Source organism: Bacteroidales bacterium (assembly GCA_013141385.1).
Lineage (GTDB): Bacteria > Bacteroidota > Bacteroidia > Bacteroidales > Tenuifilaceae > UBA8529.
On record JABFRB010000019.1, the window covers coordinates 23,572 to 38,025 of the forward strand.

Consider the following 14,454-nt stretch of genomic DNA (forward strand, 5'->3'; position numbering starts at 1 on the left):
CATAGAAAAAAGAAAATACTAAGACAGAATGTTCTTTATACTTGTACCCTTAATTATATTCCATTACTATGTCAAGTGGAGCACATCATCATGAAGTAGATAACTCTTTAGCGGGTAAAGTTCGGCACAATACCCAAGTGCATGCCCAAAGATGTTATCAATGCGGAAAATGTAGCGCAGGTTGTCCCCTATCAGCCGATATGGATTACCCGCCCAGTTTGGTCCTCAGAATGCTACAAACAGGCGATCCTGTTTTTGAGGATAAAATCCTCAGATCGTACACCATATGGGTATGTCTCAGCTGTGAGATGTGCATACAGCGCTGCCCAATGGAGGTTGATATCCCTGTAATGATGGACTACCTCCGTCAGGAATCTATTCGTCAGAAAAAGGTTAATCCAAAAGCAAAAAATATAGTTTCATTCCATAAATCATTCCTCGATTCAATAAAATATACTGGAAGGTTATTCGAATTTGGATTAGTGGTTGATTATAAGATGAGATCATGGAAGATGTTCCAAGATATTACCTTGATGCCCGGAATGATTTCGAGAGGAAAACTTCATTTTATTCCTGAACGGATTAAAGGGATCAAAAACATTTCGAATATTTTCACAAAGGTTAGCAAGGAGGATAAAAAATGAAGATAGGACTATATCCAGGTTGCTCGCTGAATGGTTCAGCTAGAGATTATAACGAGTCAGTTTTTGCACTTGCCAAAGCATTTGATATTGAATTTGAACAAGTTCCCGATTGGAACTGCTGCGGTGCAACTGCTGCTCACAATATGAACAAGGAACTTTCCTTGGCTCTTCCTGCTCGTATCCTTGCCGCTGCAGAAAAACATGGACTTGCTGATGTTGTAGTTCCTTGCGCTGCATGCTATAGTCGTTTGGCAGTTACTCAGCACGAACTACTTCATGACCCTGTTCTAAGAAATCGTGTAAGCGAAATTATTGGAATGGAGTTCAAGGGTACAACCAATATAATGAACGTAATTCAGTTTGTCGATAAGTTTATTGTTGATAAACTTGAACCCAAGATCAAAAAGAAATTCAACTATAATGTTGCCTGCTATTATGGTTGCTTGATGGTTCGTCCAGCAAAGATTTTAAAGTACGATCGTCCCGAAGATCCACAATCGATGGATAATGTGATGCGGAAGATCGGTGCAAATGCATTGGATTGGGGCTATAAGGTTGAGTGTTGTGGTGCTGGTCTATCTGTTTCAAAAACCGATATGGTTGCAAAGTTATCTGGAAAGATCATTGAGGATGCCACATATCGTGGTGCAGAAGCAATTATCGTTGCTTGCCCAATGTGCCATTCAAATCTCGATATGCGCCGTCCAAGCATCAATAAGTTTTGGAATAATAAATTCACAGTTCCTGTTATCTATATGACTCAGGCAATTGGATTAGCTGTTGGGTTAACTCCAAAGGAAATTGGATTGAAGCGTCATTTTGTGGCTATAAATCTTCCTGAGAAGAAGGAGGAGCCGGTTGTTGAGAAAAAGGTTAAGACGAAAGAAGTTGAGAGTGCATAGCATAAGTACTTAAAGTGAACTAAAGTACTTCGAGTGCCTAGAGTTGAAAGACTCTTCTAACTTTAGGCACTCCAAGTACTCTAGGCACTGTAAATTTGAAAGATATGGATAACAAAGAGTTTAGCAAACAACTTGAGGAAAGAACCAAAAGGTTTGCTATCGAAATTATCAAACTTTCATCTTTACTACCCGAAACGCCTGAGGGTAAAGTAATCAAATACCAGATTACTAAATCGGGAACAAGTGTGGGAGCTAATTATAGGGAAGCAAATCGTTCAAGGAGTAAGGCAGATTTTAAGAATAAAATTAAAATAAGTGAAAGCGAAGCAAGTGAAACAGTTTATTGGTTAGAAATTATTGAACGTTTAAATTGGATTGATAATAAAAAAACTCAATCAATGCTAACAGAAGCCAATGAACTACTTGCGATTTTCACTTCAATTGGAAGTAAGTTAAAAACAAGTACTTAGAGTGCCTAAAGTACTTCAAGTGCCTAGAGTTAAAGACTCTTCTAACTTAAGGCACTCCAAGTACTCGAAGTACTCAAGGCACTTAAAAATAGTAAGAAACATAATAATTCATATAAAATGGCTCGAATAGGAGTTTTTATTTGTCACTGCGGCGAAAACATTAGCGCAACAGTTGATGTAGTAAAAGTTGCTGAGGAAATCAGCAAACTTAAGGGCGTTGCTCATAGTGTCGAGTATAAATATATGTGTTCCGACCCAGGACAAAACTTAGTTATTGAGGCAATAAAGGAGAAGAAACTTACAGGAGTTGTGGTTGCTGCGTGTTCACCACGTATGCACGAACCAACTTTCCGTAAAGCTTGTGAGAATGCTGGCCTTAACCCTTTCCTCTGCGAAATGGCTAACCTTAGGGAGCATTGTTCTTGGGTTCATGAAAGAAATGATACTACCACTGAAAAAGCTATTGATATTGTAAGAACATTGGTGGCAAAGGTTCAGAAGAATGCCGCACTTCAACCAATCAAGGTTCCTGTTACCAAAAAGGCATTAGTGATTGGAGGTGGAGTCGCAGGTATTCAGGCTGCACTTGATATTGCAAACTGTGGTCATAAAGTTATTTTGGTTGAACGCTCACCCTCTATTGGTGGTCACATGGCTCAGCTATCGGAGACTTTCCCAACTCTCGATTGCTCGCAATGTATCTTAACTCCAAGAATGGTTGAGGTTGCTCAGCACCCAAATATCACTCTATATACATACGCTGAAGTTGAAGGTCTAGAAGGGTTTATAGGTAACTTCAAGGTGAAAATTCGTAAAAAATCAAAGAGCCTCGATGAGAAACTTTGTACTGGTTGCGGGTTGTGTACAACAAAATGTCCTAAAAAGAAAATTCCAAGCGAGTTTGAACAAAACTTAGGGTTTCGTCCAGCAATATACGTTCCATTCCCTCAAGCAGTACCCAATAAACCGGTTATAGACAAAGTAAACTGTACCTATTATAATACAGGTAAGTGCAAAGTTTGCGAAATTGTTTGCCCTACAAAGGCAATCCGTTTCGACCAACCTGATGAAATAATCGAGGAATCAATTGGAGCAATTGTACTTGCAACTGGTTTTGAGGTTAAGCGTTCCGATTTCTTCCCAGAATACGGACATGGTAAATATAAAGATGTGATCGATGGTCTTCAATTTGAAAGATTAGCATCAGCATCTGGCCCAACACAAGGTGTTATTCGACGTCCATCGGATGGACAAATTCCAAAACGCATAGCATTTATAGCATGTGCTGGTTCTCGTGACCCTGCAAAGGGAATAGAGTACTGCTCAAGAATCTGCTGTATGTACACCGCAAAACATGCAATGCTTTACAAACACAAGGTTCACGAGGGTGATGCTTACGTATACTATATGGATATTAGGGCAGCAGGTAAGAACTACGAAGAGTTTGTTCGCCGTGCCATTGAAGAAGACCATGTACATTATGTAAGAAGTCGCGTATCGACAATTATTGAGCGTAACGGAAAATATATATTAAAGGTAGCTGATACTCTTCTTGGTGCTCAACCTCAAGAGGTAGAGTTCGATATGGTAGTGCTTGCAACAGCAGGTATTGCTAGTCCAGGTGCAGAAAACTTAGCTCAAACCTTACATGTATCTTACGATCAACATAAGTTCTTTGCTGAGGCACATCCAAAACTTCGTCCTGTGGAGACAAACACCGCAGGTATTTTCTTAGCAGGTGCTTGCCAAACAACAAGGGATATTCCCGATTCAGTTTCAATGGCATCGGGTGCAGCAGTAAAAGTTGCTGGATTGTTCTCACAAACAGAATTAACCCGTGATCCATTAATTGCTCAGGTTAACAGATTAGGCCCACCACTCTATTCAACCTGTGTTGGCTGCTTTATGTGTCAACCAGTTTGCCCATACCAAGCAATCGAGCGAGAAGAGATTAAATCGAGAGATGGTAAAGTAATAAAGGTGCTTGCTAAAATAAACGAGGGATTATGTCAAGGTTGTGGAACTTGTATTGCACTTTGTCGCTCCAAATCTATCGACATTCATGGCTACACCAATCAGCAAGTTTACTCAGAGGTAGTGGCATTATTTAACGAGTTTTAGTAGAAAATATTCAAAATACCATATACAAATGTCTGAATTTGAACCTAAAATAGTTGCTTTCGTATGCAACTGGTGTACATACGCCGGAGCCGATTTAACGGGGACAAGCCGCATCAAGTATGCAGCCAACGTTAAGATTATTCGCTTCCCTTGTACAGGTAGAATCGACTTTATGCTTTTGATGAAAGCCTTTCAGAATGGTGCCGATGGGATTATCGTTTCAGGTTGTCACCCCAACGATTGTCACTATTCCAGTGGAAATTTCCACGCAAAACGCCGCTGGATGGCATTCCGCGAGTTGCTCGATTATATGGGTGTTGATATTGAGCGAATCACTTTCTCTTGGGTATCGGCTGCCGAGGGTGCACGTTGGGCTGAGATTGTAAATACTACTACCGAAAAACTCCGTAAACTCGGACCCTATACAAATTATCAGAATCTTGTTAAATCTGGTATAGAAGAAGAACTATAATGGAAAGTATAAGAAAAAGAGCCAAGGAGTTGCTAGATAGCAAACAGGTTCAAGTAATCATAGGTTACGAAAACGGAACCTCAAATAAAGTTAGAGCATCATTTATTAAAGATTCTGCTCAGGTCGATAAACTCATTTACGATGAGCGTTGCACCCAAAACCTAGCGGTATATCTTGTTAAGCATGAGGTAAAACATCTTGGAAAGATGGGTATTGTTGCTACCATCCCAGTGATGAGAACAATCAATATGCTCATTTCCGAAGAACAGGTTAAGGCTGAAAATATTGTGGTTCTAGGCATAGGTGAGGATGGTAAACTCCTCGATTTTCCCGACCTAACCGTAATGGAAACTTATCTTCAAAAAGCGAATACCGCATTTTCGGCTAAGGATAAGGAGGCGATTGAGAAGTTAAAGAAGATGACTACTCAAGAGAAGTTTGACTACTGGACAAATGCTCTTGAAACCTGCTTCAAATGCTATGCATGTCGTTCGGCTTGCCCTCTTTGCTACTGTACACGTTGTGCTGTTGAATGCAATCAACCTCAATGGATTCCAGTACAGGCAAGTAAAAATGGAAACTATGAATGGCACATGCTAAGAGCAATGCACCTTTCGGGACGTTGTGTAAGTTGTGGTGACTGCGGAAGAGCCTGTCCATTGGATATTCCAGTTCATCTGCTTACCATGCATATGGCTGAAGAATCAAAGAGATTATTTGGGGTTGACTCAGGTCTTTCGATGAAGATGGAGTCAGTTCTATCAAATTACAAACTTGATGATAAAGACAATTTTATTCTCTAAGATATGGAACTTGAAAGGAAACTAATCAAAAAGGCATCGCTTGAAAAACTTTACCAAAAGCTTCAGGCGAATGGCAATAAAATATTCGCTCCAATTATCAAAGATGGTAAAACAGAATTTCACTATAACCCATCATATACCGAGGTTACCTATGATCATATTCAAACAACCCAATCGTTAAAAAATACCGTATTTCCTAAGATAGAGAATCTTGTACGTTTCACAACCGATAGGAATGGTACTGAGGTTACTGAGGTAGATCTAGCAAAAGTTCCAAGCCTTGTCCTTTGGGGTGCTCACCCTTGTGATGCTGCTGGCTTTAACGCCTTGAAGTCGATATTCATGTGGGATTATAAAGATGAGTACTTTAATACCAGAATGAATAAGATGGCGGTTATTAGCCTTAGCTGCTATAAATGTGACGATAACTGTTTTTGTACCTCTGTTGGACTAAATCCAGGCGCAACAAACGGAAGCGATATACTGCTCACCAAACTTAGCACTGGCGATTATCTTGCCGAGATTATCACCAAAAAGGGCAAAGAGATTGTAAATGCTGCCGCAGATCTATTTGAGGCTGCTCCTGCAGAATCAAAAGATGGAAACCTTGCTCAGGTTAAGCAACAATTCTCACACGAAAAGGTAACCAAAAACCTTGCTGGCACTTTCGAACACCCATTCTGGGTTGAAAATTCGCTCCGCTGCATTGGTTGCGGTGCTTGTGCGTTTGTATGCCCTGCTTGTGCTTGTTTCGATATTCAAGATGAAACCAAGGGTAAAACTGGTAAACGACTAAGATGTTGGGATTCATGCGGTTTTGGACTATTTACAATCCATACATCAGGTCATAACCCACGCGAGGTTCAGAGTCAGCGTTGGAGACAGAGGATTATGCATAAATTCTCATATATGCCTGAACGTAACGAATCGCTTGGTTGCATTGGTTGCGGCCGCTGTTCACGTGCTTGCCCTGTGGATATGAATATCCTTGAGCAGCTGGTTAAATTGGAGAATATTTAATTTGAAAATGGTCAGAATTGGTGAGCATTTCCTTTTCAAAATAAAGTTTTAAATAGAAAGACAAACATTCAAAATTATTCGAGATATGTGTCAAAATATCTATAAACCCTACTTAATGGAGGTCGAGAAGATTACCGAAGAAGCACCTGAGGTAAAAACTTTTCGATTAAAATTCAAGAACCCTGAGGATGCTGAAAAGTTCGAGTTTAAGGCTGGGCAGTTTGGTGAGTACTCGGTGATGGGCGAAGGCGAATCAACCTTTTGTATCGCATCAGCACCTACCCGCAAGGGGTATATCGAATGTACATTCCGCAAGGCAGGTAGAGTAACTGGCGCATTGGCAAATCTCGAAGAGGGCGAAACCATTGGTTTCCGTGGTCCTTATGGCAATATCTTCCCAATTGATGAGTGGAAAGGCAAAAACCTACTCTACATCGCTGGTGGTATTGCACTTCCCCCTATGCGTTGCGTGATTTGGAATACACTCGATTTAAGAGAAAACTATAAAGATATTACAATTATATACGGTGCAAGAACGGTAAACGACCTAGTTTATAAGCACGAGTTAAAGGAATGGGGGGAGCGTCCCGATGTGAAGTTGGTAACTACCGTTGACCCAGGGGGTGAAACTCCAAATTGGAAGGGCGAAGTTGGATTTGTTCCAACTGTTCTCGAAAAGGTTGCCCCATCGAGCAAAGATACCATTGCTATTGTTTGTGGCCCTCCAATTATGATCAAATACACGTTCCCTGTTCTCGAAAAGTTAGGTTTTACTGAAGATACTATCTTTACAACGCTTGAAAACAGGATGAAGTGCGGGTTTGGGAAATGCGGTCGTTGCAATGTTGGTAAGTACTTTGTTTGTAAGGATGGACCAGTTTTTACCTATAAACAGCTAAAGGAATTACCTGATGAGTATTAGAATACTCCAATGCTTCAAATAGCAGAGTTCTTTAAAATGTTTTTATTGCTTTTTTAACTGTTTATCAACTAACAGTATATTGTAAAAGTTGACATATATCATCGAGGCGGCTGTTTTAAAATCGATGTGTTATTAATGCTAAATTCTACATTTGCGAATCGTAAAATATAGCCTATGAGCGGCGAATTCTTAATTCTGTTTTTTATTGTAGCGGTTGTACTGGTTGGTGGTGCGATAATTTTTTCAAATTATGTTGCCCCAACTTCAGAGAACCCACAAAAGCACGATCCATATGAGTGCGGTATCCCAACAAAAGGGTTAACATGGTTGCAGTTTAACGTAGGTTACTACCTGTTTGCCATTATCTTTCTAGTGTTCGACGTTGAAATCGTTTTTGTGTTTCCTTGGTCGGTTGTTATGAAAGATCTTGGGATGACCGCTTTTATTGAGATCGTGATATTCTTCTTTGTACTTGTCCTAGGCCTACTATACGCCTGGAAGAAAAAGGCTTTGATATGGGAGTAAAAATTAAATCGATGAAGTACGAAGATTTTGAGGATAACGAAACCCTCGAACTCTTCAAACAATCAGGCGGCAACATCCTTTTCACAACAATCGATAATATAGTTAATTGGGGACGAAGCAATAGCATCTGGCCATTGACCTTCGCAACCAGCTGTTGTGGTATTGAAATGATGGCCACTGGTGCTGCACGTCATGACTTTGCCCGTTTCGGCATAGAGGTTTATCGTGCTAGCCCTCGTCAAGCAGACGTAATTGTTGTTGCAGGAACAATCGTACCAAAGATGGCTCCTGTGCTAAAACGTTTGTACGACCAGATGCCTGATCCAAAGTATGTTATTGCAATGGGAGCATGCGCAGTTTCTGGCGGACCATTTGTTAATTCATACTCCATTGTTAAAGGTGTTGATAAGATTATACCTGTGGATGTTTATGTTCCAGGATGTCCCCCAAGACCTGAAGCATTGCTTTATGGTGTTATGCAGCTCCAGCGCAAGATCAAGACTGAGAGTATGTTTTTAAAAAAAGATAAATAACGATTTCAGCCTGAACTTATGACTAACCAGGAATTGAAAGATAGTATACTAAAGATAGAGCCTACAGCCGTTCTTGATGAGGGGAAACAATGCCTCAATCTTACGGTTGCCGCTGACAAATGGTATAGCCTTGCTCAGCAGCTAAAAGGGAATAAGGAGTTGGCTTTTGACTATCTGTTTAACCTAACGGGTGTTGACTATGGCGATACCCTTGGAGTAGTTTATCATCTTGAATCAACAATGTTTCATCATGTAATCGTTGTTAAGGTTTCGGCTGATAAGCAGAATCCCCAAATCCCAACCATTTGTGATATTTGGAGAACCGCTGAATTCCACGAGAGAGAAGCATTCGATTTTCTTGGAATACAGTTTACTAACCATCCCGATTTGAGAAGAATTTTCCTTGATGAGGAGTGGAAAGGTTATCCGTTACGGAAGGACTACGACCCTTCAGTAAATACTATTTGATCATAGGACTATGGCTGAAGAGATTATTATTCCAGAGGCAGACAATCAGGAGATTTCCATTAACATGGGACCTCAACACCCATCTACTCACGGTGTGTTACGTCTTGTCCTTTCGCTAAAAGGCGAAATGGTTCAAAAAGTTGAACCACATTGCGGTTACATCCATCGTGGTATGGAGAAGATGACCGAAACAATGACCTACCAACAGATCATACATCTTACCGATAGGCTCGATTACCTTTCTGCTCACATGAATAATGCAGCAGTTTGCCTCGCAGTTGAAAAAGCACTTGACATTGAGGTACCCGAAAGAGTAAAGGTTATCCGCACAATTATGGATGAATTAGCCAGAATCGCTTCACATCAACTTTGGTGGTGTTCATTCGGTATGGATCTTGGTGGTTTAACATGTTTCTTCTATGGACTTCGCGACCGCGAAAAAATTCTTGATATTTTTGAGGAGACCACTGGTAGCCGATTAATACAGAGTTACAATTGTCCTGGTGGTTTAATGGCTGATCTCGATCCAAATTTCCAAAAGAAGGTTAAAGATTTTATAAAATACTTCAGAAAAATCCTTCCTGAGTATGATGAGTTGCTTTCAGGCAACATCATTATGATGGAAAGAGCTAAAGGTGTTGGAGTAATGAGCAAGGAACAAGCTATCTCTTTTGGTATGACAGGTCCATCTGGTAGAGGAAGCGGTTTCTCATGCGACGTTCGCAAGCATCACCCTTACCATGCCTACGACAGGGTTAAATTTAACGAGGTTTTACGTACTGAAGGCGATACTTACGCTCGTTATATGGTCCGTTTGGACGAGATGCGTGAATCGATGAATATAATCGAACAACTAATCGATAATATTCCTACTGGTGACGTCGCTGTTAAGATGAAGCCGATTATCAAACTTCCTGAAGGAGAGTACTATCAAAGAGTTGAATCTGCACGTGGCGAGTTTGGTGTTTACATTATAAGCAAAGGCGAAAAAAATCCATATAGGATGAAATTTCGTTCACCAAACTTCTGTAATCTTTCGGCACTTGATACCTTGGCCAGAGGTCAAAAGATTGCAGACTTAGTGGCTATTGGTGGCTCACTCGATTACATTATTCCTGATATTGACAGATAGTAAAACGAATGAATACGATACGATATGTCATTTACTTTTGATTTCTACGACTTTACAAGCTTTACCCAGTGGGTCGATGTTACATTGCGCGGAGCGTGCTCCCCGTTTTGGGCTGTCCTTTGGGAAATGGTTATTGTAGGAGTTTTATTCCTGGCATTCTATGCAGTTGTCGGGTTATATCTGGTTTATGCCGAACGTAAAATTTGTGCATTTATCCAGAACCGTGTTGGTCCCAATAGGGTAGGCCCCTATGGTTTTTTCCAAACCATTGCCGACCTAATTAAACTCCTTATGAAGGAGATTATCTCCATCCGCGAAGCCGACAAATTACTCTTTAACCTAGCACCATTTATTGTAATCATCACTTCATTCTTAGCACTTGCAGCTATTCCTTTTGCAAAAGGGCTACACCCAATCGACCTAAACATTGGAGTCTTTTATGTGATGGCCATTTCGTCGATGGGGGTTGTTGGTATTCTGCTTGCAGGATGGTCGAGTAACAGTAAGTACTCGCTACTTGGTGCAATGCGTAGTGGTGCGCAGATTATCAGCTACGAACTTTCGGTTGGTATGTCGCTTATTGCGATTTGCGTGCTTGCAGGCAGTATGCAACTTTCAACCATTGTAGAAGGACAGAGAGACCTTTGGTTCATTTTTAAAGGACATATTCCTGCTATTACCGCATTCATAGTCTATATGATTGCTGCTACCGCAGAGACAAACCGTGGTCCTTTCGACTTGGCTGAGGCTGAATCAGAGTTAGCAGCAGGTTTCCACACTGAGTACTCAGGGATTAAGTTTGCATTCTTCTTCCTTGCAGAGTACATGAACATGTTTATTGTTGCATCGTTAGCCGCTACCATTTTCTGGGGTGGTTGGATGCCTCTACATATACCAGGTCTCGAAAGCTTTAACCATGTAATGGATTTTATACCTCCTGTTCTATGGTATGTTGGAAAAACCGTTGTAATCATCCTCATTATGATGTGGTTCAAGTGGACTTTCCCACGCTTACGTATCGACCAGCTATTGAACCTTGAGTGGAAGTTTCTGCTTCCAATCAGCTTGGTTAACATTCTAATAATGGCATTTATTGTCTTAATGGGTTGGCAGATTGGATTATGAGAGAAATATTTAACTACTTCAAAACTATATTCTTCGCCCTTAAGTCCCTTTGGACTGGGATGAAGGTAACTAGTGCTTATTTTTTTAAGCCTTGGAAAATTGTAACCCAACAGTATCCTGAGAATCGTAAAAAACTGAAAATGTATGAGCGAACCAAGGGTGAATTGGTTATGCCTCATAACGAAAAGAACGAGCATCAGTGTACCGCTTGCGGAATTTGCCAGATCAATTGCCCTAACGGAACAATTGAGGTAAAATCTGTTACCATCGAAACACCCGATGGAAAGAAGAAAAAAGTACTCGACAAGTATATCTACAACCTTGGAATGTGTACTTTCTGTGGACTATGCGTAAAAGTTTGTCCATCGGATGCAATTGTATTTTCGAACAAGTTCGAACATGCTGTTTTCAACAAGGAAAAACTTGTGAAAACTCTAAATAAAGAAGGTTCAACCTTAAAGAAAGGGGCTGAATAATGGAAATTACCGTACATCAAATCATGTTTGCCCTGTTTTCGGCTATCATATTGGTTTTTTCAGTTTTAACTGTAACCACCCGAAGAATCCTAAGAGCAGCTACTTTTCTTCTCTTAGTACTTGTTTCAACTGCAGGGCTCTACTTTATGCTCAACTACCAGTTTATGGCTGGGGTTCAGCTTACCCTATATGCAGGGGGTATTGTAGTTCTAATCATCTTTTCAATTTTGCTTACCAGCCATATCAGCCAAAAGTTTGAAACTGTAGGTTGGAGAAAAGCATACTTCTCAGCACTTGCATCTATTGCCGGGGCAATTCTTTGTATCACAACAATCCTTCAGCACAAGTTTCAGGCAACAACCGAAGCGGCTAAAGAGATCGATATGAAACTAATTGGGAACAGCTTGCTAAGCACCGACAGAGATGGTTACGTTCTTCCTTTTGAGGTAATCAGTGTGCTGTTGCTTGCCGCAATGATTGGAGCGATTGTAGTTGCTAAACGTAAGAAAACAAAAGAATAAGATATGTTAAACGCAGGTATCCCAATGGAAGCCTTCTTAGTTGTAAGCACCCTGATGTTTTTTGCAGGTGTTTATGGCTTCCTTACACGCCGCAACCTGATAACTATTCTAATGTCGGTTGAGCTAATCCTGAACTCGGTGAATATCAACTTTTTGGTATTTAACCGCTTCCTATTTCCCGATAAACTTCAGGGTCATTTCTTCTCGCTATTTATAATAGCTATCGCCGCAGCCGAGGCTGCTGTTGCAATTGCAATTATTATTAATATTTACAGGCACTTCAACACTATCAATGTTGAAAATGTCGATAAGATGAAATATTAAAATCTGTCATCCCCAAATCCTTAGACTATGTCAGGTTTTTCGTACACAATATTAATTCCGATAATTCCCTTGTTAATGTTCCTATTTTTAGGGCTAACAGGACACAAGATGAAACCCGCTATTGCTGGTATTATCGGTACAACAGGTTTATTCATTTCGACCTTGCTTTCGTATATTACCGCTTACCAGTATTTCTTGGTATCGGGCAAGGTGGATGGTGTATACCAAAAAATTATAGCTTTCAACACGGTTTGGCTTCAGCTAACCGATAAGCTACATATCGATTTGGGTGTGCTACTCGACCCAATTTCGGTGATGATGCTTGTGGTTATTACCACCGTTTCGTTGATGGTACACATCTACAGCAATGGCTACATGAAGGGGGAGCGCGGATTTCAGCGATTCTTTGCATTCCTCGGACTGTTTAGCTTCTCGATGCTAGGATTGGTTTTAGCAACCAATATTTTCCAGATGTATATTTTCTGGGAATTGGTAGGCGTCTCCTCGTTCTTGCTAATCAGCTTTTATTACGATAAACCTAGTGCTGTTGCTGCTGGTAAAAAGGCATTTATTGTTACCCGTTTCGCCGACCTTGGCTTTTTGATTGGTATTTTAATCCTATCATACTTTACCGAAACATTCGATTTTGTAACTCTTACAACCCCTGGTTGTCCTGCAATTGTTCAAGCAGCAGGTATAACTTTTATGGGATTTTCAGTAGTTACTCTTGCATTAGTACTAATATTTATGGGTGGTGCTGGTAAATCGGCAATGTTCCCATTACATATTTGGCTACCCGATGCGATGGAGGGTCCAACCCCAGTTTCAGCGTTGATTCATGCTGCAACCATGGTTGTTGCAGGTGTATACTTGGTAGCACGGTTGTTCCCAATCTTCGCTTTAACATCACCCGATGCATTAACGGTTGTTGCTTACGTTGGAGGATTTACCTCGCTATTTGCAGCGGTGATTGCTTGTACCCAAAATGATATCAAGCGAGTTCTTGCATATTCAACCATGTCGCAAATTGGTTATATGATGCTTGCTCTTGGTGTTTCGGGCTATGGTGGCCACGATGGTCTTGGTTTTATGGCATCGAACTTCCACCTGTTCACACACGCTATGTTCAAGGCCTTACTATTCCTTGGTGCTGGTGCAATAATACATGCTGTACATAGCAATGTTATGACTGAGATGGGTGGTTTGAGAAAGTATCTACCAATTACACACATTACATTCTTAATTGCTTGTTTAACTATTGCTGGAGTTCCATTCCTATCAGCTTTCTTTAGCAAGGATGAGATTCTAACTGCAGCATATCATCACGATAAAGTTTTATTCTTTGTTGAGTATGCAGTTGCTGGGTTAACAGCATTCTATATGTTCCGTTTGTATTTCAACGTATTCTGGGGAGAGGATAGGCATTATCATCATACTCCACACGAAGCGCCGCTGGTTATGACAATACCATTGATGTTTTTGGCAATTGCATCAATATTTGCTGGATATATCCCTTTTAGTCAACTTGTAACCTCTGATGGTGCTGCATTTGAAGCGCATCTTGAAATGCCAATTGCTGCAGCCTCTGTGTTTATTGGATTAGTTGGGATTTTTGTTGCAATGTACATGTATATGAAACCTAAGGGTGCTCCTGAAAAGATGGCGGCAACTTTTAGTCATCTATATAAATGGTCGTACAACAAGTTCTATATGGATGAGGTTTACCTTTTCGTTACAAAGAGGATAATTTTTGCCTACATCTCAGGACCAGTTGCTTGGTTCGATAGACATGTTGTTGATGCTACCATGAACGGATTTGCTTGGGCATCGAACTATGCATCATTTCATATCAGAGATTTACAATCAGGACAATTGCAGAAATACGCATTTGTGTTTATTTCGAGTGTGCTGATATTGGTTCTTTCGTTCGTATATCTTTTCATGAACTAGAAAGAAAATTTACAAGATAGACTGAATACGAAATTAATGATTTAAC

The 14,454-nt window shown here is 40.5% G+C and carries 17 protein-coding genes; all 17 read left to right on the forward strand.

The window, feature by feature from the left end; translation table 11 throughout:
• Window positions 1-68: 68 nt before the first annotated feature.
• The 17 genes from HOO91_10985 (at window position 69) to nuoL (ending at window position 14,408) form a co-directional block, all read left to right on the forward strand.
• A complete protein-coding gene (locus tag HOO91_10985; GenBank protein NOU18067.1) occupies window positions 69-644 on the forward strand; it encodes a heterodisulfide reductase subunit C in 576 nt (191 codons plus the stop codon).
• Entirely contained in the window at window positions 641-1,546 is a 906-nt protein-coding gene (locus HOO91_10990) for a CoB--CoM heterodisulfide reductase iron-sulfur subunit B family protein (GenBank protein ID NOU18068.1), read from the forward strand. The genes HOO91_10985 and HOO91_10990 overlap by 4 nt, the downstream gene beginning before the upstream one ends.
• A 104-nt stretch (window positions 1,547-1,650) precedes the next feature.
• On the forward strand, window positions 1,651-2,016 hold the full coding sequence (locus HOO91_10995; protein NOU18069.1) for a four helix bundle protein: 366 nt from the start codon (window positions 1,651-1,653) through the stop codon (window positions 2,014-2,016).
• 117 nt (window positions 2,017-2,133) lie between these two features.
• Window positions 2,134-4,137 carry a CoB--CoM heterodisulfide reductase iron-sulfur subunit A family protein gene (locus tag HOO91_11000; protein ID NOU18070.1) on the forward strand — a complete coding sequence of 668 codons (2,004 nt, stop codon included), beginning with the start codon at window positions 2,134-2,136 and terminating at the stop codon, window positions 4,135-4,137.
• 28 nt (window positions 4,138-4,165) lie between these two features.
• Window positions 4,166-4,609 carry a hydrogenase iron-sulfur subunit gene (locus HOO91_11005; GenBank protein NOU18071.1) on the forward strand — a complete coding sequence of 148 codons (444 nt, stop codon included), beginning with the start codon at window positions 4,166-4,168 and terminating at the stop codon, window positions 4,607-4,609.
• Window positions 4,609-5,412: a hypothetical protein gene (locus HOO91_11010; protein ID NOU18072.1), complete on the forward strand. Its 804-nt coding sequence runs from the start codon at window positions 4,609-4,611 to the stop codon at window positions 5,410-5,412. Before HOO91_11005 ends, HOO91_11010 begins: the two co-directional genes overlap by 1 nt.
• A gap of 3 nt (window positions 5,413-5,415) precedes the next feature.
• Window positions 5,416-6,432, forward strand: a complete 1,017-nt coding sequence (locus HOO91_11015; GenBank protein NOU18073.1) for a 4Fe-4S dicluster domain-containing protein — start codon at window positions 5,416-5,418, stop codon at window positions 6,430-6,432.
• A gap of 85 nt (window positions 6,433-6,517) precedes the next feature.
• The gene (locus HOO91_11020; GenBank protein NOU18074.1) at window positions 6,518-7,354 is read left to right on the forward strand and encodes an FAD/NAD(P)-binding protein; all 837 of its coding nucleotides are present in this window, start codon (window positions 6,518-6,520) and stop codon (window positions 7,352-7,354) included.
• A gap of 174 nt (window positions 7,355-7,528) precedes the next feature.
• Window positions 7,529-7,879: an NADH-quinone oxidoreductase subunit A gene (locus HOO91_11025; GenBank protein ID NOU18075.1), complete on the forward strand. Its 351-nt coding sequence runs from the start codon at window positions 7,529-7,531 to the stop codon at window positions 7,877-7,879.
• Window positions 7,870-8,412: an NADH-quinone oxidoreductase subunit B gene (locus tag HOO91_11030; GenBank protein ID NOU18076.1), complete on the forward strand. Its 543-nt coding sequence runs from the start codon at window positions 7,870-7,872 to the stop codon at window positions 8,410-8,412. Before HOO91_11025 ends, HOO91_11030 begins: the two co-directional genes overlap by 10 nt.
• 18 nt (window positions 8,413-8,430) lie before the next feature.
• Window positions 8,431-8,880: an NADH-quinone oxidoreductase subunit C gene (locus tag HOO91_11035; GenBank protein ID NOU18077.1), complete on the forward strand. Its 450-nt coding sequence runs from the start codon at window positions 8,431-8,433 to the stop codon at window positions 8,878-8,880.
• A 64-nt stretch (window positions 8,881-8,944) separates the two neighbouring features.
• Entirely contained in the window at window positions 8,945-10,012 is a 1,068-nt protein-coding gene (locus HOO91_11040; GenBank protein NOU18078.1) for an NADH-quinone oxidoreductase subunit D, read from the forward strand.
• A gap of 24 nt (window positions 10,013-10,036) precedes the next feature.
• Complete coding sequence (nuoH, locus tag HOO91_11045) at window positions 10,037-11,137, forward strand: NADH-quinone oxidoreductase subunit NuoH (protein ID NOU18079.1); 1,101 nt, start codon at window positions 10,037-10,039, stop codon at window positions 11,135-11,137.
• Window positions 11,134-11,613 carry a 4Fe-4S binding protein gene (locus HOO91_11050; GenBank protein NOU18080.1) on the forward strand — a complete coding sequence of 160 codons (480 nt, stop codon included), beginning with the start codon at window positions 11,134-11,136 and terminating at the stop codon, window positions 11,611-11,613. Before nuoH ends, HOO91_11050 begins: the two co-directional genes overlap by 4 nt.
• Window positions 11,613-12,134: an NADH-quinone oxidoreductase subunit J gene (locus HOO91_11055; GenBank protein NOU18081.1), complete on the forward strand. Its 522-nt coding sequence runs from the start codon at window positions 11,613-11,615 to the stop codon at window positions 12,132-12,134. Before HOO91_11050 ends, HOO91_11055 begins: the two co-directional genes overlap by 1 nt.
• A gap of 24 nt (window positions 12,135-12,158) precedes the next feature.
• Complete coding sequence (gene nuoK, locus HOO91_11060) at window positions 12,159-12,458, forward strand: NADH-quinone oxidoreductase subunit NuoK (protein ID NOU18082.1); 300 nt, start codon at window positions 12,159-12,161, stop codon at window positions 12,456-12,458.
• A 27-nt stretch (window positions 12,459-12,485) separates the two neighbouring features.
• Window positions 12,486-14,408, forward strand: a complete 1,923-nt coding sequence (gene nuoL / locus HOO91_11065; protein NOU18083.1) for an NADH-quinone oxidoreductase subunit L — start codon at window positions 12,486-12,488, stop codon at window positions 14,406-14,408.
• Window positions 14,409-14,454: the final 46 nt, after the last annotated feature.